Annotated in this window: 22 protein-coding genes; all 22 read right to left on the bottom strand. The window is 70.1% G+C overall.

Going from position 1 to position 17,752, the window contains the following annotated elements:
- Nucleotides 1-3: 3 nt before the first annotated feature.
- A complete protein-coding gene (locus tag KY469_13010; GenBank protein ID MBW3664015.1) occupies nucleotides 4-801 on the bottom strand; it encodes an RNA methyltransferase in 798 nt (265 codons plus the stop codon).
- Complete coding sequence (gene rplT, locus KY469_13005) at nucleotides 798-1,160, bottom strand: 50S ribosomal protein L20 (protein ID MBW3664014.1); 363 nt, start codon at nucleotides 1,158-1,160, stop codon at nucleotides 798-800. The genes KY469_13010 and rplT overlap by 4 nt, the downstream gene beginning before the upstream one ends.
- Before the next feature lie 63 nt (nucleotides 1,161-1,223).
- Nucleotides 1,224-1,418 carry a 50S ribosomal protein L35 gene (rpmI, locus tag KY469_13000; protein MBW3664013.1) on the bottom strand — a complete coding sequence of 65 codons (195 nt, stop codon included), beginning with the start codon at nucleotides 1,416-1,418 and terminating at the stop codon, nucleotides 1,224-1,226.
- A gap of 49 nt (nucleotides 1,419-1,467) precedes the next feature.
- Entirely contained in the window at nucleotides 1,468-2,145 is a 678-nt protein-coding gene (gene infC / locus KY469_12995; protein ID MBW3664012.1) for a translation initiation factor IF-3, read from the bottom strand.
- Between the two features lie 219 nt (nucleotides 2,146-2,364).
- A complete protein-coding gene (locus KY469_12990) occupies nucleotides 2,365-2,799 on the bottom strand; it encodes a hypothetical protein (protein ID MBW3664011.1) in 435 nt (144 codons plus the stop codon).
- On the bottom strand, nucleotides 2,799-3,026 hold the full coding sequence (locus KY469_12985) for a hypothetical protein (GenBank protein ID MBW3664010.1): 228 nt from the start codon (nucleotides 3,024-3,026) through the stop codon (nucleotides 2,799-2,801). Before KY469_12985 ends, KY469_12990 begins: the two co-directional genes overlap by 1 nt.
- 131 nt (nucleotides 3,027-3,157) lie before the next feature.
- On the bottom strand, nucleotides 3,158-4,033 hold the full coding sequence (gene hisG / locus KY469_12980) for an ATP phosphoribosyltransferase (GenBank protein MBW3664009.1): 876 nt from the start codon (nucleotides 4,031-4,033) through the stop codon (nucleotides 3,158-3,160).
- 1 nt (nucleotide 4,034) lies between these two features.
- Nucleotides 4,035-4,493, bottom strand: coding sequence for a 6,7-dimethyl-8-ribityllumazine synthase (gene ribH, locus KY469_12975; GenBank protein ID MBW3664008.1), 459 nt, complete (start codon nucleotides 4,491-4,493; stop codon nucleotides 4,035-4,037).
- A 20-nt stretch (nucleotides 4,494-4,513) separates the two neighbouring features.
- On the bottom strand, nucleotides 4,514-5,908 hold the full coding sequence (locus tag KY469_12970; GenBank protein ID MBW3664007.1) for a bifunctional 3,4-dihydroxy-2-butanone-4-phosphate synthase/GTP cyclohydrolase II: 1,395 nt from the start codon (nucleotides 5,906-5,908) through the stop codon (nucleotides 4,514-4,516).
- Nucleotides 5,908-6,528: a riboflavin synthase gene (locus KY469_12965; protein ID MBW3664006.1), complete on the bottom strand. Its 621-nt coding sequence runs from the start codon at nucleotides 6,526-6,528 to the stop codon at nucleotides 5,908-5,910. Before KY469_12965 ends, KY469_12970 begins: the two co-directional genes overlap by 1 nt.
- Nucleotides 6,528-7,586: a bifunctional diaminohydroxyphosphoribosylaminopyrimidine deaminase/5-amino-6-(5-phosphoribosylamino)uracil reductase RibD gene (ribD, locus tag KY469_12960; GenBank protein ID MBW3664005.1), complete on the bottom strand. Its 1,059-nt coding sequence runs from the start codon at nucleotides 7,584-7,586 to the stop codon at nucleotides 6,528-6,530. The genes KY469_12965 and ribD overlap by 1 nt, the downstream gene beginning before the upstream one ends.
- A gap of 102 nt (nucleotides 7,587-7,688) precedes the next feature.
- Nucleotides 7,689-8,627 carry a response regulator gene (locus KY469_12955; GenBank protein MBW3664004.1) on the bottom strand — a complete coding sequence of 313 codons (939 nt, stop codon included), beginning with the start codon at nucleotides 8,625-8,627 and terminating at the stop codon, nucleotides 7,689-7,691.
- On the bottom strand, nucleotides 8,627-9,316 hold the full coding sequence (gene rpe, locus KY469_12950) for a ribulose-phosphate 3-epimerase (protein ID MBW3664003.1): 690 nt from the start codon (nucleotides 9,314-9,316) through the stop codon (nucleotides 8,627-8,629). The genes KY469_12955 and rpe overlap by 1 nt, the downstream gene beginning before the upstream one ends.
- A gap of 53 nt (nucleotides 9,317-9,369) precedes the next feature.
- Nucleotides 9,370-10,626: a hypothetical protein gene (locus tag KY469_12945; GenBank protein MBW3664002.1), complete on the bottom strand. Its 1,257-nt coding sequence runs from the start codon at nucleotides 10,624-10,626 to the stop codon at nucleotides 9,370-9,372.
- On the bottom strand, nucleotides 10,623-11,540 hold the full coding sequence (gene fmt, locus KY469_12940; GenBank protein MBW3664001.1) for a methionyl-tRNA formyltransferase: 918 nt from the start codon (nucleotides 11,538-11,540) through the stop codon (nucleotides 10,623-10,625). Before fmt ends, KY469_12945 begins: the two co-directional genes overlap by 4 nt.
- Complete coding sequence (def, locus tag KY469_12935) at nucleotides 11,540-12,103, bottom strand: peptide deformylase (protein ID MBW3664000.1); 564 nt, start codon at nucleotides 12,101-12,103, stop codon at nucleotides 11,540-11,542. Before def ends, fmt begins: the two co-directional genes overlap by 1 nt.
- A 94-nt stretch (nucleotides 12,104-12,197) precedes the next feature.
- On the bottom strand, nucleotides 12,198-14,051 hold the full coding sequence (locus KY469_12930; GenBank protein MBW3663999.1) for a hypothetical protein: 1,854 nt from the start codon (nucleotides 14,049-14,051) through the stop codon (nucleotides 12,198-12,200).
- A gap of 9 nt (nucleotides 14,052-14,060) precedes the next feature.
- Nucleotides 14,061-15,188 (bottom strand): methionine adenosyltransferase, encoded by a 1,128-nt coding sequence (metK, locus tag KY469_12925; protein ID MBW3663998.1) that lies wholly within the window; start codon nucleotides 15,186-15,188, stop codon nucleotides 14,061-14,063.
- A 90-nt stretch (nucleotides 15,189-15,278) separates the two neighbouring features.
- The gene (coaBC, locus tag KY469_12920) at nucleotides 15,279-16,472 is read right to left on the bottom strand and encodes a bifunctional phosphopantothenoylcysteine decarboxylase/phosphopantothenate--cysteine ligase CoaBC (protein MBW3663997.1); all 1,194 of its coding nucleotides are present in this window, start codon (nucleotides 16,470-16,472) and stop codon (nucleotides 15,279-15,281) included.
- A gap of 16 nt (nucleotides 16,473-16,488) precedes the next feature.
- The gene (gene rpoZ / locus KY469_12915) at nucleotides 16,489-16,740 is read right to left on the bottom strand and encodes a DNA-directed RNA polymerase subunit omega (protein MBW3663996.1); all 252 of its coding nucleotides are present in this window, start codon (nucleotides 16,738-16,740) and stop codon (nucleotides 16,489-16,491) included.
- 71 nt (nucleotides 16,741-16,811) lie between these two features.
- A complete protein-coding gene (gene gmk, locus KY469_12910) occupies nucleotides 16,812-17,381 on the bottom strand; it encodes a guanylate kinase (protein MBW3663995.1) in 570 nt (189 codons plus the stop codon).
- Nucleotides 17,378-17,692 carry an integration host factor gene (locus KY469_12905; protein ID MBW3663994.1) on the bottom strand — a complete coding sequence of 105 codons (315 nt, stop codon included), beginning with the start codon at nucleotides 17,690-17,692 and terminating at the stop codon, nucleotides 17,378-17,380. Before KY469_12905 ends, gmk begins: the two co-directional genes overlap by 4 nt.
- Nucleotides 17,693-17,752 lie beyond the last annotated feature (60 nt).

Raw genomic sequence — 17,752 nt, 5'->3', positions numbered from 1 at the left:
CCGTCACACCTGGTCCGCTCCGCCGGCGCCGGGGTCGATGCTGTCGTACACCGCGCTCGCGGTGGCGTAGGCGGCCACCGCTGTCGCCGCGGCCAAGTTTAGGGATTCCGCCCGCCCGAACCCCGGTATCCGACAGACGACATCGGCACGGTCGGTAACGCTGGCAGCCAGCCCGTGGGCCTCGCTGCCGACGATGAGAGCGCAGGGCGCGCTGATGGCACCGGGCGTGTCGATCCGGACCGGCCCGTGGGCATCGAGGGCGACGGTGCGCGTTCCCGAGGATCGACACGCGTCCAGCATCTCGTCACCGTCCACATCGACGACCAGGCGGACGTGGGTGGTGGATCCAGCTGCCGCACGGACCGCCTTGGGGTTCCACGGGTCGACCGATCCGGACGTGAAGATCACGCCCGCGGCCCCGAACGCGTCCGCGGTGCGCACCACCGTGCCGGCGTTGCCCGGATCGGCGATGCCGTGCAGCACGATGCAGTAGCCCTCGCCGAGCACGTCGGACAAGGTGTGAACGCGCCTCGTGCACACCGCCACGACGCCCTGCGGGGTGACCGCATCGCTGATCTTCGCCAGCACGTCGTCGCTGACGAGCGTGATCTCGATGTCGGGCGGCAACCGTGAGGCGCCATCCTCCGTCGCGTAGACGGTCTCGACCATACCGTCGCGGTGGGCCTCGACGACCGGTCCCGGCCCCTCCGCCAAGAAGCGACCCTCCCGCTCGCGGTACTTACGCTGGCGCAGGGCCGCGACCGCCTTGACGCGGGCGTTGGCCGTCGAGGTCAGTGTCAAGACGCCTCGAGCGCGGCCTTGGCCTGCGTCACCAGCGCCGAGAAGGCGGCCGGGTCGCGGACGGCGAGATCAGCGAGGTTCTTGCGGTCGACCTCGATCTCGGCCAGCTTCAACCCGTGCATGAGGCGGCTGTAGCTCAGCCCCTCGTTGCGGGCAGCGGCGTTGATGCGGGTGATCCAAAGCTTGCGGAAGTCGCCCTTGCGCTTGCGGCGGTCGCGGTACGCGTACCGCTCGGCGTGCTGGACGGCCTCCTTGGCGACCTTGAAGCGCCGGCTGCGGGCGCCGCGGAAGCCCTTGGCCCGGTCGAGGACCGCACGGTGCTTCTTCTTGGCGTGGGTGCCACGCTTGACGCGTGCCATGGTGTTCCCCTTCAGGACGTCGTGGATCGACGTGCGGTCGACCCGTGGCGGTGAGCGGTGGCGTCAGCCCTGGTTCAGCAGCCGCTTGATCTGCTTGGCCTGGTCGGGAGCCAGTGGGACCTGGCCCTTGAGACGGCGCTTGCGCGACGAGCTCTTCTTCTCGAGGATGTGGGCGCGGTTGCGCTGGCGGGTCATCACCTTGCCGTTCTTGGTGATGCGGAAGCGCTTCTTCGCGCCGCTGTGGGTCTTCTGCTTCACGTTGGTGCCTTCCACTTCCGGAGCCGCCTGAGGCGAGTCGAGATCGATCTCACCCGGCAGCGGTCGGCTGGGTCTCGTCCGCGGTGACGTCCGCCGTGTCGTCCATCGACTCGTCCGCCGAGGTGTCCTCGACGTCGGACGGCGAACCCGCGCCCGCCTCGCCGTTGTCGGCGGCCGCGTCGGGCTCGTCGCGTTCGGGCTTCTTCTCGGGCTTCTCGCGTTTCTTGATCGGGGACAGCACCATCACCATGTTGCGACCGTCGACCGTGGGATAGGACTCGACGTTGGCGAGTTCGCTCACGTCATCGGCGAGCCGGTCCAGCAGCTTGCGTCCGAGCTCGGTGTGGGTCATCTCGCGGCCGCGGAACATGATGGTCGCCTTGACCTTGGCGCCATCGTTCAGGAAGCGTCGCACGTGGCCGGTCTTGGTCTCGTAGTCGTTATCCGAGATCTTGGGCCGCATCTTGATCTCTTTGATCACGATCTGGCTCTGGCGCCGGCGCGCTTCCTTCTCTTTCTGCGCCTGCTGGTACTTGTGCTTGCCGAAGTCCATGATCCGGCAGACCGGCGGATCGGCGTTGGGCGCCACCTCGACGAGATCGAGCCCCTGCTCCCGGGCCGACCGGAGCGCCTCCGCGAGGGGGACGATGCCGACCTGCGTGCCATCCGCGTCCACGAGCCGCACACGCGGGACCTTGATCTCCTGGTTCAAGCGCTGTTCGCTGATGCTGCTCCTCCTGGGTGGGGGGCGGAGGTCACGAGCGCCCGCTGGAACGCCAACGGCGGCCTTCGAGGGCCGCCGCACGTTCAGACCGGTCCGCGCGCGGGGCGAGGGACCGGTGGAGTCGTGACCCGACGAGGTCGGTGACCTGCCGGGTGGGAGCCGTCGGACGGCCTCCGCTTCGCTGTTCGGTTGTGCCGGCCGGAGCCGGGTCCGAAGAGGGTATCAGCTCGCGCCAGGCGGCACCCAGAGCCGTGAGCCCGCCGAACCGGTCCCTCGTTGCTCGGTCTCGGACGGTACGGACGCGGCATCCGAGCCGCCGATCGGCGCCTCACCCGGCGAAGGGGACTGCGCCCCTCCCCCTGGGCTCGCAGCCACCTGCTGTTCGGCCTCGACCTGTGCCACGCGCAGCTGGTTGACGATGCCCTCGACCTCACGCCGGAAGCTGTCCTCGACGCCGTCGCCGGCCGCCTCCATGATGGCCGCCGTGGCGTCGATCAACGTCCGGCCGTCGGGCAGTCCGAGCTTGACCTGGGCCGCGTTGACGAGCATCGCGACCGCCTGGGCGATCAGGTCAGTCACCGGTGCCTCGCGGAGCTGACCGAGGTAGGCGGCCAGTTCCTCGTCCGAGGGGCCCTCGCGGGGCGGCTGGGCCGCCATCAGTGGTGCTCGTCGGACGCGGTGTCCTCGTGACGGGCAGCGGCGTCACCGCGCGCGTAGGCGTGTACGAACAGGCCCGCGCCGACGATCACACCCAGGATCAGCGCGAGGAGGATGCCGTCGATGTCCTCCTCGGCGCCAGCCTCGGCCTCGGTGGCGAGGGCCGGCAGCGCGCTCAGCCACAGGGCCACCGCGATCAGCGGCAGAGTCAGCAGGACGCGTCGCACGGGGTCACCTCCAGCGGAAGGCTGACCAGACTAGCGGTCGGCTCCGTTCGTCCCGAGCGACCGAGACCGCGCTCTCGGTCGCGGACGAGGCACCACGACAGCATCGACGGCGCGGATGCGCCATCGCCAAGTTAGGGGACGATCTTGGTGATGGGCAGTTCGAGGATGCCCGAGGCACCCGCGGCCTTCAGCTTGGGGATCAGCTCGTTGACGCCGCGCTTGTCGACGACGGTCTCGACCGCGAAGCCGTCCTCGTGGGCGAGCTGGTTGACGGTCGGGGCCTTCATGCTGGGGACGAGCTCGAGCACGGCTTCGAGATCATCGGTGGCGACGTTCAGCTTCAGCAATGCGCGGCCACGAGCGTCGATGGCACCCAGCAGCAGCGTCTTGAGGTCCTCCATGGCCTGGCGCTTGACCGGATCGGCGTACGACTCGACGTTGGCGATCAGCTCCGTCCGGGACAGCAGGAGCTCGTCGATGATCTTCAGACCCTGCTTGCGCAGCGTGCTGCCGGTCTCGGTCACATCCACGCACGCATCGACGATCGAACCCACCTTCGCCTCGGTCGCCCCGTAGCTGAGGAAGATGCGTGCCTTCTTGCCGTGCTGGTCGAAGAAGCGCCGCGTCAGCTCGGGCAGCTCGGTCGAGACCCGCACGTCGTCGGGTAGATCGGTGACCGACTTCCAGGCGCGGTCCTGCGGCACTGCGAGGACAACCCGGATGGGGTTGGCGGTGCGCTTGCTGTAGTTGAGCTCGGTGAGGGACTCGACCTCGGCCGAGGTCTCCTCGATCCAGTCACGCCCCGTGATCCCGAGGTCGAAGAAACCCTCCTGGATGTAGCGGGGGATCTCTTGCGGTCGCAGGATGGCGACCTCGCTGAGGCGGGGGTCGTCGATACGGCCGAAGTAGTCGCGGTCGCTCGCCCGGTGCAGTTCGAGGTCCGCATCGCGGAGCAGCTTGATCGTCGCTTCCTCCAGCGAGCCCTTGGGGACGACCAGCTTGAGCACCTCAGAGCTCCTTGAGCAGGTTGGCGGTCTCGACGGCGGCGAGAGCCGCCTCGGCCCCCTTGTTGCCCAACTTGCCGCCGGCGCGCTCGACCGCCTGCTCCCACGTGTCGGTCGTGAGGACCCCGAAGGCCACGGGCAGACCGAACTCGCGAGCGACACCCGCTGCGCCACTGGCAGCCTCGCCGGCGACGTAGTCGAAGTGAGGCGTCTGTCCGCGCACCACCGCCCCGATGGCGACGAGGGCGTCGAAGCGGCCCGACTCGGCCATGCGCCGCAGCACCACCGGGATGTCGAACGCTCCCGGCACCCACGCCACGTGGACGTCACCCGGCAACGCCCCGTGGCGCAGCAGCGTGTCCACCGCGCCCTCGACGAGACGCGCCACGACCGCCTCGTTGAACCGGCCCGCCACGATCCCCACCCGCAGCCCGGACGCGTCGAGGCGACCCTGGTGGGTCACGATGTCCTGCTCGCGGTCGTTCACGCGGACTCCTTGTCATCGGCGCGACTCGGTGGAGCTTGCCCGATACCACCCGGTGGTTCCGAGTCGGGTTCCGGTTCGGGGCGCGGAGGTCCCGGGGGTGCCATGCCGATCCCGCCCCGCTCGACGGACGGTGGGGCGGCCTCTCGCTGCGTCGCGATGTCGCCGACGCCGGTCGAGACGGTCGCGTCTCGACCCTCGAACACGTGGCCGAACTTCTCCCTCTTCACGGCGAGGTACGCCGCGTTGGCCTCGTTGGGGGCGATCTCCAGAGGCACACGGTCGACGATGCTGAGGCCGAACCCGGCGAGCCCGGCCCGCTTCGCGGGGTTGTTCGTGAGCAACCGCAGAGTGGTCAGGTCGAGGTCGGCGAGGATGGACGCGCCGGTGCCGTAGTCGCGCGCGTCCGCGGGCAGCCCGAGCGCGAGGTTCGCCTCGACGGTGTCGTGGCCCTCGTCCTGCAGCCGGTACGCCTCGAGTTTGTGCAGCAGCCCGATCCCGCGGCCCTCGTGGCCGCGCAGGTAGACGATGACACCCTCCCCCTCGTCGCGGATGCGGGCCATCGCCAGGTCGAGTTGCGGCCCGCAATCGCACCGCAAGGAACGGAACACGTCGCCGGTGAGGCACTCACTGTGCATCCGCACCAGCACGTCGGGGCGCCCTTCCGGCTCGCCCAGGACGAGCGCGATGTGCGACAACCCGTCCGCCGCGCTGCGGTACCCGATGGCTCGCCACAGCCCGTACGGGGTGGGGATCACGGTCTCGACGATGCGCTCGACCAGAGCGCGGTGCTCGCGTTCGTACGCGATCAGATCGGCGATGCTGACGATCAACAACCCGTGTTCCTCGGCGAATCGCTCCAGCTCGGGCAGTCGCGCCATCGTCCCGTCGTCGTTGACGATCTCGCAGATGACCGCGGCGGGTTCCAGCCCCGCCAACCGCGCCAGGTCGACCGATGCCTCCGTGTGGCCCGGTCGACGCAGGACCCCACCGGGGCGGTAGCGGAGAGGGAAGATGTGGCCGGGGCGGGTGAGGTCGTCGCTGGTCGTCGCCGGATCGATCAGAGCCTGGACGGTCGCCGCGCGGTCGGCAGCGCTGATGCCCGTCGAGATGCCCTCACGCTTGTCGACCGACACGGTGAACGCCGTGCGGTGCTGCTCGGTGTTCTCGGCGACCATGAGTGGCAGATCGAGCGCATCGAGCCGCTCGCCCAACAGCGGGACACAGACGACGCCACTCGTGTGCCGCACGATGAAGGCCATCGCGTCCGGCGTGACCTCCTGTGCCGCCATGACGAGGTCCCCCTCGTTCTCGCGGTCCTCGTCGTCGACGACGATGACCAAGCCACCGTCGGCGATGACGGCGATAGCCTGTTCGATGCTCGCCAGCGCCATCAGCACTCCCCTCCCCCGGCGAGGCGATCGACGTGGGGCTGTAGGTACTGGGCGACGTACTTGCCGACGACGTCGACCTCGACGTTGACCCGGTCGCCCTCGCTGAGCGCACCGAGCGTGGTGACCTCGAGGGTGTGCGGGATCAGCGCCACATCGAAGCCGTCGCTCCCGACGTCCACGATGGTCAGACTCACGCCGTCGAGGGTGACCGACCCCTTCGGCACCAGGTAGGTGGCGACCTCGTCGGGCACGCGGAACCGGACGAAGCGCGTGCCCTCCTCGTCGTGCACGTCGGTAACGGTCCCGACGCTGTCCACGTGCCCTTGGACCAGGTGCCCACCGAAGCGACCGTCCGCCGCGAGCGGTCGTTCGAGGTTGACACGCCGTCCCGGAGCGACGTCATCGAGGGTCGTGATGGCAAGCGTCGACGCGGCCAGGTCGGCGGTGAAGCCCCCGTCCACGAGAGCGGTAACGGTGAGGCACACCCCGCTCACCGAGATGGATGCCCCGACATCGGTCCCACCGAGCACGTCCTGGCAAGCGATCGTCACCACGACGCCGTCGTCACGGCGTTCGACCGCCGCCACCGTTCCGATCTCCTCGATGATGCCGGTGAACATCACCGAGCCTCCGGGACGGCGACGATCTCGAGGTCCTCGCCGAGGGGGCGAGCTCGCTCGCGCCTCCATCGCCAACCGGCATCCTCCGCTGGGACCACAGACGCCGGTGTGCTGGGGAGACTGGACCGGGCGACCGTCGTCACCGCGACGTGCAGCACGAGGATGTCGACGAGCTGCTCGGCCACGAACGACGCCGCGACGGAGGCGCCCCCTTCGACGAGGATCGACCGGATGTCGTGCATCATCAGCGTCTTGAGGGCCGCATCGAGCTGGATGCCACGGTGATCACCCGCCGGGACTAGCTCGACGGTGACACCTGACTCCGCCAGGGACGTGGCGTGAGCCGCCGGTGCCGCATCGGTCGTGAGCACGATCGTCCCGGGCCGCACCACCTTCGCGTCGAGCGGTGTACGGCCGCGCGCGTCGAGGACGACCGCGCGAGGCTGCCCCCCCGGGGCTTGCACGTGGCGCACGTCGAGCTGCGGGTCGTCTTCGATGACCGTTCCGGACCCGACCAACACGGCGTCCACTCGGGCACGGATGCGGTGCACCGCCGTTCGAGCGCGCGCTCCGGTGATCCAGCGCCCCTGGCCGCGGAGATCGCCGTCGAAGGTCTGCGCGAGCTTCAGCGTGACGTGGGGACGGCCGTGGGCGTGCACGTGGAGGAACAGGTTGTTCTGCTCCGCCACCCAGTCGGCGAGCAGGCCACCTTCCACCTGTACTCCGGCGTCGGCCAACCGCTCGGCCCCCCCGGAAGCGAGCGGATCGGGGTCACGCAGCCCGTAGACGACCCGCGCGACACCGCTCTCGATCAGCGCATCCGCGCAGGGACCGGTCCGGCCGCGGTGCCTGCACGGCTCGAGGGTCGTGTAGACGCTCGCCCCTTGCGCGCCATCGCCGGCGGCCCCGAGCGCGACGATCTCGGCGTGTGGACCACCGGCTCGCTCGTGCCACCCCTCCCCCACGATCTCGCCGTCACGCACCACCACGGCTCCGACGACCGGGTTGGGCCTCGTCGTCGCGCGGCCTCGCTCAGCCAACGCGAGCGCACGCGCCATAGCGCGGCGATCCGCCGTTGATCGGGGGAATGAGGACACGGGGCGATCTCGCTCTCGTCTCGTTCCCGACGGTACCAGCGCCCCGTCTCCGGACCCTTCCGCTCAGGGGGGCAGGGGTCGCGCGCGCTTGTCGGCGGCCCAGTTGGAGGCCTCGGTGCGCGTCTGCTTGGCGTAGGACTTCATGTCGGTGGCGATGTGCACAGGCCAGGAGGGGTGCTCGAACGGCGTCGCTCGCGTGTGGGCGACACCGATGGAGACGGTCACGATCGGGAAGCGGCGCAGCTCGCCCCGCCGGTCCTCGACCTCGATGTAGCCGCGGGCGCGGTCGTTCTCGTCGTAGAAGGCCGCAGCTCCGTCATCGAAGCGACGACAGATGTCGTCGGCAACGGCCTCGTACTCCGTCTCGGGACAGATCAGGATCATGTCGTCGCCGCCGACGTGACCGACGAACGAACCCTCGAGGCCGGCAGCGACCGTGGTCAGGACCTTCGCGAGGTGGCCGATGACCTCGTCGCCGCGGAGCCAACCGTACTTGTCGTTGAAGGCCTTGAAGTCGTTCAGGTCGGCGTACAGCAGGGCGAAAGACCCGTCGTTCTCGACGCGGCGGGTGATCTCGTGCTGGATGCGCGTGTTACCCGGCAGGCCGGTCAACGGTGAGACGCTGCGGGAGTCGTTGACCCGACGCAGGGTCGCCTGGACGCGCGCGAGCAGCTCGTCGGGATCGAACGGCTTGCTGATGTAGTCGTCGGCGCCGGCCTCGAGTCCCTCCACCTTGTCGCCGGCCATCGACTTGGCGGTCACGATGAGGATGGGGATGTCACTGGTCCGCGCATCTGCACGCATCCGGCGGCAGGCGTCGACCCCGTCGAGCCGAGGCATCATGACGTCCATCACGATGAGGTCGGGCTTCTCGGCCAGCGCTCGCTCGATGGCATCGACACCGTCGACCGCCTCGAGCACCTCGTAGTCGCTGAGCTCGAGGGTGACACGCAGGAACGTGCGGATGTCCGCCTCGTCGTCGACGACGAGGACGCGCGTCATCATCGATCCGCCGTCGCGGCGCCGGCCGCATCGAGGATCGCGCGCGCAGCGGCTGCGCGATCCGACTTGCGGAAGATGGCAGACCCAGCGACGAGCGTGTCCGCCCCCGCCGACACGGTGCGCGGCGCGGTGTCGGGATCGATCCCCCCGTCTACCTCGATGCGGTAGTGGTGACCCTGCTCCTCGCGGAGAGAACGGGCGAGTTCGATCTTCGGTAGGACCTCGGGCATGAACGCCTGCCCCCCGAAACCCGGCTCGACCGTCATGCACAGGAGCAGGTCGATGTCGCCCAGGAGGTCGGTGAACCGTTCGAGCGGCTCGCTGGGCCGGATCGCGATGCCGACCTCGGCGCCCTGGTCGTGCAGCAGCTGGATGAGTCCGCGGGGGTCGTCGTCCTCGGTGGGATGGAAGGTGATTGAGGTCGAGCCAGCCTTCACGAACTGCGGGCCGAAGGTGCGTGGGTCGGTGATCATCAGGTGGGTGTCGAAGGGCAGGTCGGTCACCGCCCGCAGGGAGCGGACGACATCCGGGCCGATCGTGAGGTTGGGGACGTAGTGCCCATCCATGATGTCGACGTGGAGCATGTCGCAGGACCCGGCGACGTCCTCGATCTCGCTGGCCAGTCGGGCGAAGTCGGCGGAGAGGATGGATGGCGCGAGCCGAAGATCGGTCGTGAAGGACGCGTCCAAGCACCTGCTCCCGTGTTGCTGCAGAGGGTAGCGAACGGCGGTTCCGCGACCGCTCACTCGTCCCGCTGGAAGGAGGCGACGAACATCCCGTCGGTTGCGTCTCGGTGTGGCCACAGCTGTCGGCGTGACCGCTGCGTCCAGCCAGGTCTGTCGGCGATGACCTCGACGACCCCATCGGTCTCGGGGCCCGTCCACGTGCACACCGAGTACGTCAACCGGCCACCGGGCGCCACCCGTGAGGCTCCCGCGAGGAGCAGCTCGCGCTGCAGCTCGGAGAGCGCGGCGACATCCGTTGGGGTACGGCGCCAGCGCACCTCGGGCCGTCGACGTCCCGTGCCCAGATCGGTGCAGGGGGCGTCTACCAGCACCTGGTCGTAGCCGTCACCCACGTCCACGTCGCGGGCGTCGCCGAGGACCACGTCGACCCGCACGCCGAGACGCTCGGCCAGGGAACGGATGAGCTCGGCACGGTGGGGGTGCAGCTCGATCGAGACGACGTCGGCGCCGAGCTGGGCGAGGTGTGTGCTCTTGCCTCCCGGACCCGCGCACAGATCCAGCGTGCGGTCCCCCGGACGTACCCCCATCGAGTGCACGACGAACATCGAGGCCTCGTCCTGGGGCACGGCGCGTCCTTCGGACACGGCGGCCAGTGCGCGCGGGTCGGCACCCGGGACCCGGATCGCTTCCGGAGCCCAGGTGCCGGCATCGGCTTCGTGGCCCTGGGCCTGGAGCTCGGTGACGAGCCCGTCCCGGTCGCCCAGAGCGCGGAGCGTGAGACCGGGCGGATCGTTGTCGGCGTGGAGAGCCGACTCCGCCTCGTCCCCGAGCTGGTCACGGACCTCCGCGATCTGCCACACCGGGTGGGCGGTCTCGAGCGCGAGCCGCTCCGCAGGATCGTCGGGGTACGACAGCTCGGTCCGCGCCAGGGCTCGCAGGACCCCGTTGGCGAACCGTGCCGCCCCCTCCGACCGGCTCCTAGGGACGGCGGTCCGGGCGAGGTCGACCGACGTCGAGATCGCCGCGTGTGCCGGCACCGCGGAACGGAGCAGCTGGAGCGCGCCGAGTCGTAAAACCCGTGCCAGCGGCGCCTCCACCGCGTCGAGCGGCCGGTCGAGGACCAGCTCCAGCGCCCACACGAGCGTCCCGTGCCACCGCAGCGTGTCGTAGGCGAGGTGGCTGGCGAAGGCGCGGTCGCGCACCTCGGGGAGGACGCCGACGGCATCGGGCACGACGAGGTTGGAGTACGCCCCATCGTCCTCGACCGCCCGGAGCGCGGTGAGCGCCGCTCGCCTCGCGGCCAGGCCGCTCACGCCCCGAACGACGTGGGCTGGTAGCCGTTCTCGAAGGCGCTGCCGGACATCCGCGACTTGCCCTCCGGCTGTACCTCGATCAGCACGAGCGCGCCCCCGGCCGTGGCAACGATCGGGCCGTCGTCGTCCCGGTCCACAACCTCGCCGGGGTCACCGGTCGGACCGGCGACGGGCCGCGACCGCCACACCTTGAGGCGTCTGCCGTCGAAGCTCGTGTGGGCACCTGGGGCGGGGTTCGAGGCACGTACGAGCCGATCGATCGATGCCGCGTCGCCGGTCCAGTCGATCACGCAATCGTCGGGACGGATGCGAGGCGCGATCGTGGCGCCCTCGTCGGGTTGGGGCGTCGGGGTCAGCGCCCCGCTCAGCCAGTCGTGGAGGCTGTCGGCGAGCAGTGCGGCGCCCTCGACGGCGAGACGATCGAGCAGCTCGCCGGCGGTCTCGTCGCTACCGATGTCGGTCCGCTCCTGTCGCAGGATCGGGCCCGTGTCCATGCCCTCGTCGAGCACGAAGGTCGTCAGTCCGGTGACGTCGTCGCCCTGACGCAGCGCGTGCTGGACGGGCGCCGCGCCACGCCACCTCGGAAGCAGCGAGAAGTGCAGGTTGACGAACCCGCGGCCGCCGGCGTCGAGCACCGAACGAGGCAGGATGGACCCGTAGGCCACGACCGCGCAGGCGTCGAGGCGCAGCGCCGCGAGCGCGTCCTGGATCTCGCGCGGCTTGTGCGGCTGCCACACCTCGAGGCCGTGGTCGATCGCGGCCTCCTTCACCGGGGGCGCGACCTCACGCTTTGAGCGCCCGCGGGGTCGGTCAGGGTTGGTGACCACGACGCCCAGCTCGAAGCGGTCGTCCGCGGCCAGCGCGGTCAGCGAGGGGACCGCCACGTCGGGGGTCCCGAAGAACCCGAGTCGCATCACCGCCTGCCGAGCAGCAGGTTCCCACCAGCCGGAGGATCGAGATCCAGGCCCTGCTCGAGGCGGTACTCGCGCATGTGCTTGAGCACCTCCTTGCGGTCGTGGGCCGCGAGGTGATCGATGAACAGGATCCCGTTCAGGTGGTCCATCTCGTGCAGCCAGATCCGCGCCGGCAGGTCCGACAGCTCACGCACGTGCTCCTCCCCGTGGACGTCGCGGTGACGGATGCGCACGACGAGGGGTCGTTCGACCTCGTAGAACAGCCCCGGGAAGGAGAGGCAGCCCTCGTCGCTCACGATGGTGTCGTCCGACGCGTCCTCGAGCACGGGGTTGACCACCGCCGCGCCGCCGAGGGCGGGGGCCTCCTCCTGCTCGAGCTCCCACACGAACACGCGCTTGAGCACGCCGACCTGCGGGGCGGCGAGTCCGACGCCGGGGGCGTCGCGCATCGTGTCGAGCATGTCCGACTCGAGCTTGCGGAGGCGCTCGTCGAAGTCGGTGACCTCGCGTGCGGTCTGGCGCAGCACGGGATCACCGAACAGTCGGATCTCGAGGATGGTCACGGCGGCTCCGGGTTCGGCAAGGCAGTTCGTACTACCGCTTCGCTACTTGAGTACTGACGGCTGTACTACCGCTTCGCTACTTGAGTACTGAAGCTTACGGGACCTCGATGGGATCGACCTCGATCCGGACATCGCGACTGGCGCGGCTCCAGGCATGCCGGAGCGGTCGCAGCGCCGCGACCGTCGTGACGCGGTCGTCGGTCTTGATCAGCCACACCGAGCGACCATCAACGGGCAGTGGGCCGAGGAGCTCGTCGGAACTGGGCAGCGCCTGCCTCAGCTCGCGTTCGGTCGTGGTCCCACCCTCACCCGTGTCGATCCGCACCGACGAGGCCGCGGGAGGGAAGCGCAGCTCGGCGCGCGTCGCGGCCTCGGTCTTCCAGAAGCCACCTGGATCCCACCGGATCAGAGCCTGGACCACGGGATGGGTGGGCTCGCCGGTCTGCACGATGACCTCGTTGGTCCAAGCTCCCGCGGTCAGCGCGAGGCGCAGCGCATCCTCTGAGGCGTCGAGACCCGGACGGCGAACGAGGGCGTCGAGGTGGGGTACGACGACCACGCCGACGTCGGCGGGGCGCTCGAGCGTTACCGAACCTCGCGTGGTCACGACGATCGCGGGTGGCTGCGGAACGTCGTGTCCGTAGCCCTCGAGCACCGCGACAGACACCTCGGGGAAGCTACGTGTCAGCTCCTCACCGAGACGTTCGGCCCCTGCGGCGAGGGGCGCGAAGCGCTGACCCTGACACCGTTCGCACACCGGTCGGCTGCGGTTGTGGTCCCCGCACGAGGGGCAGAACGTCCCTGGGGAGGCGCGCCGTACCGACGCCTCGCAGATGCGGCAGGTCAGGCGCAACCCACAGGCGCTGCACGCGAGCGCGTGCCCCTCGCCTCGTCGGGACGACAGGACGACCGCGAGTTCACCCTCGCGGGTGGCTCGTCGCACCGCCTCGGTAGCTCGCCGCCCCAGACGTGTGCCGGGTTGGGTATCGACGTGCACGGTCGGCGCGGCGGCGCGCTCGCGTCGTCGGGGCGCGACGAGCGGCGTGACGCGGCGATCGACCAGGAGCCGCCAGGCCAACGCGCTGGGGAGGTAGCCAACGAGGAGGCACACCGCGCCGACTCGCCGCGCGCGCTCGAGCACGACCTCGCGAGCGTTGTGGTAGGGCGAGCGGCGCTCCTTGAGCGCTGGACTGGCCTCGTCCAGCACGATGGCCAGTCCGAGTCGCGTCAGCGGCCAGAACGCGACGCCACGTTCGCCGATGACGACGCGCGCCTTACCCGTCCGTGCGGCGAGCCACGCGCGGTAGGTCCGGCGCTCCTTCGCCCCGCCCCGCACGTCCACCGCCAGGTCACCGACCACGGCGGCGACCGCGTCAGCCGATGACGACCTCGGGCCGGGGACGACCAGCAGCACGTCGCGGTCGTGGGCGAGCACGTGGGTGACCAGTTCGACCAGCCGCGTCGGCAGGTCCTCGCTTGGCAGTGGCCGCAGGTAGTAGGCGCCGGAGCCGTGTGCGGCGACGTCCGCGAGGTCGCCCGCCCCGTAGGCCCCCCAGTTCGGGTCGGGGCGAGCGCCCGTGTAGGGAGGTCGGGGCGCGGCTGGGTACCAGCCCTGCGCCGCGGCACGACGTTCGACGTCGACCACCCGGTTGGGTAGCGCGTGGCGGATCACATCGGCAGCGGGAGCCGCGTAGCGGTCGGCTGCCCAGCGCACGACCTCGAGCTCGTCGGCGGTCAGCCAGGTGTGCTCACCGAGGACCTTGCGTACCGGGCGGACCTGCTCGACATCGGTGGTTGCGCTGATGTCGGTGACGATCCCCCGTGTGCGACGACCTCCGAAGGTGACCTCGACACGCGCCCCGACGGGCGTGCTCTCGGCGATCTCGTAGTCGAACGGACGGTCGAGGTGGTCGGGTTCGACCTCGACGAGGACCCGTCCGTAGGGCACGGTGGGCCGTCAGCCCACGATGGAGCGCAACGCGTCCGCGCGGTCGGTGTTCTCCCACGGGAAGCCCGGGCGGCCGAAGTGGCCGTAGGCAGCGGTTGCCTTGAAGATCGGGCGCCGAAGGTCGAGGGCAGCGATGATGGCAGCGGGGCGCAGGTCGAAGACCTCCTTCACCGCCTTCAGGATCGCGTCGGGGTCGGCCTGCTCGGTCCCGAACGTGTCCACCATCATCGACACGGGGTTGGCGACGCCGATGGCGTACGCGACCTGGATCTCGGCCCGGGATGCGAGGCCGGCAGCCACGATGTTCTTGGCCACCCACCGCGCTGCGTACGCCGCTGAGCGGTCGACCTTCGAGGGATCCTTGCCACTGAACGCGCCGCCGCCGTGACGTGCTGCCCCGCCGTAGGTGTCGACGATGATCTTGCGCCCCGTCAATCCCGCGTCGGCCGCCGGTCCGCCGAGCTCGAACCTGCCGGTGGGGTTGACGAGGATGCGCAGATCGCTGCCGTCGACATCCTCGGGCAACAGCGGGCGGATCACGTGCTCCTCGATGTCGGGTCGCAGCAGGGACTCGAGATCGATCTCGGCCTTATGCTGGGTGGAGACGAGGACCGTGTCGAGGGCGACCGGCTGGCCGTCGTCATACACGACCGTCACCTGGGTCTTGCCGTCGGGGCGCAGGTAGGGCACCTCGCCGCTGCGGCGCACCTCGCTGAGCCGCTCCGCGATGCGGTGGGCGAGGTGGATGGACAGGGGCATGAGCGCTTCGGTCTCGTCGGTGGCGTAGCCGAACATCATCCCCTGGTCGCCGGCCCCGAGCTCGTCGTAGGGGTCGATAGCCCCGCCCATACGGACCTCGAGGGCCTTGTCGACGCCCATCGCGATGTCCGGCGACTGTGGATCGATCGAGATGCTGACCCCGCACGTGTTGCCGTCGAAGCCCGCCTCGGGCCGGTCGTAGCCGATGCCCTTGACGGTCTCGCGCACGATGCTGGGGATGTCGACGTAGGTGTCCGTCGTGATCTCGCCCACGACGATGACCTGGCCGGTCGTCACGAGCGTCTCGCAGGCGACCCTGGCTTGGGGGTCCTCGGCGATGATGGCATCGAGCACGGCATCCGACACCTGGTCGGCCATCTTGTCCGGGTGGCCCTCGGTGACGGATTCGGACGTGAACAGCGTTCGACGGGGCACGTGAGCTTCCTGGGGGCGACGTGGAGGAGGAGGTTAACCCAGGCGTGTGACGACGAGGTCCCAGAGCTGGCCGGCGACCGCGGACTTCGAGGCGCGGGCGAGGTCGTGGCGACCCCCGTCGCGGTCGAGGACGAACACCTCGTTTGTGTCCACCTCGAACCCGGCATCGCGGCGGCTGACATCGTTGACGACGAGCAGATCCGCGTTCTTGCGTTCGAGCTTGGCGCGAGCGTGTGCCTCGACGTCGTGGGTCTCGGCGGCGAAGCCCACCAGGAGCGGTGGCCGGCCCGCCACGTGGTCCGCCCCCAGTTCGGCGAGGATGTCGGGGTTGCGGACCAGTTCGAGCGCTGGCGGGCCGCTGTCCTTCTTCAGCTTCGTCGCGCTCGTCTCCGAGGGCCGGAAGTCCGCGACCGCGGCGGCTTTGACGATGACGTCGGCGGTGGGGGCGAGGTCGATGACCGCCTTCTGCATCTCGACGGCCGTCACGACGTCGTGACGCTGGACCCCGGATGGCGTCGCGAGGTGGGTGGGGCCCGCGACCAGGTGGACCTCGGCGCCTCGCCGGGCGGCCTCGGCCGCGATCGCGAAGCCCATCTTGCCGCTGCTGCGGTTGCCCAGGAACCTCACCGGGTCCAGCGGTTCCCGCGTTCCGCCGGCGGTCACCACGACCCGGCGTCCAGCGAGGTCGGAGCGGCGTCCGAGCTCGGTGACGATGACCTCTAACAGGTGCTCGGGTTCGACGACCCTCCCGGCGCCGACATCCCCGCCCATTAGCTCGCCCTCGGCCGGACCGACGAGCACTAGCCCGCGTTCGCGCAGTGTCTTCGCGTTCGCTCGGGTGGCGGGGTGGTCCCACATCTCGGTGTGCATGGCCGGTGCGACGACGACGGGGCAACGCGCGACGAGAACCACGTTCGTGAGGAGGTCATCCGCGAGGCCGTGAGCGAGCTTGCCGATCACGTGCGCCGTAGCCGGCATCACCACGATCACATCGGCGTCCTGGCCGAGGTGAACGTGCGGCGCCTGGTCGACGTCGTCCCACACCTCGGTGCGGACGGGGCGCCCCGTGATCCCCTCGAACGTCGCGGCACCCACGAAGTGGGTCGCGCCGCGGGTGAGGATGGTGTCGACGGTCGCGCCGGCCTTGACGAACAAGCGCGCGAGGATCGCCGCCTTGTAGGCCGCGATGCCGCCGCTGACCCCCAGGACGACCCGGGCACCTGTCAGCGTCGACACGGTCGGCCTACGCCTCGTCGTCCTCGCCGCCGATGAAGGCGAGCGGGTCCTCGACCGTCTCCGCGGGCTCCGACGGGACGATCTTGGCCTGACCGATCTCCTCGAGCGCGATCGACAGCGGCTTGTTCGACTCCGTCGTCACCAGGGGCGGGACGTGCTGGGCCAGGCCCTCCCCGAGCTGGGCGTAGTACTCGTTGATCTCGCGGGCGCGCTTGGCGGCGAGGTGGACGAGCGTGAAGCGGCTGTCGACCTTGTCCATCAGGTCGTCGATGCGTGCGATGGTGCGACCTCCAGGAGGAGAGAGAAGGGACTTGCGCACAGGGTACCGGGCTAACGGCCCGACTCGATAGCCGTCACCACATCGTCCACGCACGTGTCGAGGTCGTCGTTCTCGACCACGTGGTCGAAGTGCCCCTGGGCCTCGAGCTCCTCGCGTGCGGTCGCGAGACGAGCGGCGATGGCCTCGTCCGCCTCGGTCCCCCGGTGTCGCAGGCGCCGCTCGAGCTCCTCGAAGCTGGGCGGGGCGATGAAGACGAGGATCGCCTCGGCGCTCGCCGCCCTGACCTGCAGCGCTCCCTGGACCTCGATCTCGAGCAGGACGTCGAGCCCGGCAGCACGCGCGTCGGCCACCGGCTGGGCGGGGGTGCCGTACCGCGCCCCGGCGTAGGGCGCCCACTCGAGCAGCGCGTCCGAGGCCACGAGTGCATCGAACTCGGCGTCGTCGACGAAGTGGTAGTGGACACCGTCGGTCTCCCCCGGGCGCGGGGCGCGTGTCGTGACCGACACGGACGGGATCGCGTGCTCGAGACGTTCGACGACGCGACGCAGGACCGTGCCCTTGCCCACCCCGCTGGGTCCGGACAGCACGACGAGACGACCGGTCCGCCCGCCGTCGGTCACGTGTCGAACGCCTCGAGGAGCGCTTCCCGTTGGTTGGCGCCGAGCCCCTGGACGCGGCGGTTGGAGGCGATCCGCAGCTGCTCCATCAGCTGGCGGGCGCGGGTCTTGCCGATGTTCGGCATGGCCTCGAGCAGCTCCACCACCTTCATCTTCGCCAGCGCGTCCGTGGAGTCGGCCCGCTCGATGACCTCGCGGAAGGACACCTCGCCCGTCTTGAGCATCTGCTTGAGCTCGGCACGGATGCGGCGCGCCTCCGCGGCCTTCTGCAGAGCCGCACGGCGCTGTTCGGGATCGAGTCGTGGGACGGGCACGATCACCGACCCTAGCGCCTCGTCGATCCCTGGACGGGAGCGCGCAGTCCGGCTCGCGCC

The organism is Actinomycetota bacterium (assembly GCA_019347575.1).
Classification (GTDB): domain Bacteria; phylum Actinomycetota; class Nitriliruptoria; order Nitriliruptorales; family Nitriliruptoraceae; genus JAHWKY01.
The sequence above is the reverse complement of the archived record's forward strand: the minus strand, read 5'-3'. Positions and strand labels throughout refer to the sequence as shown.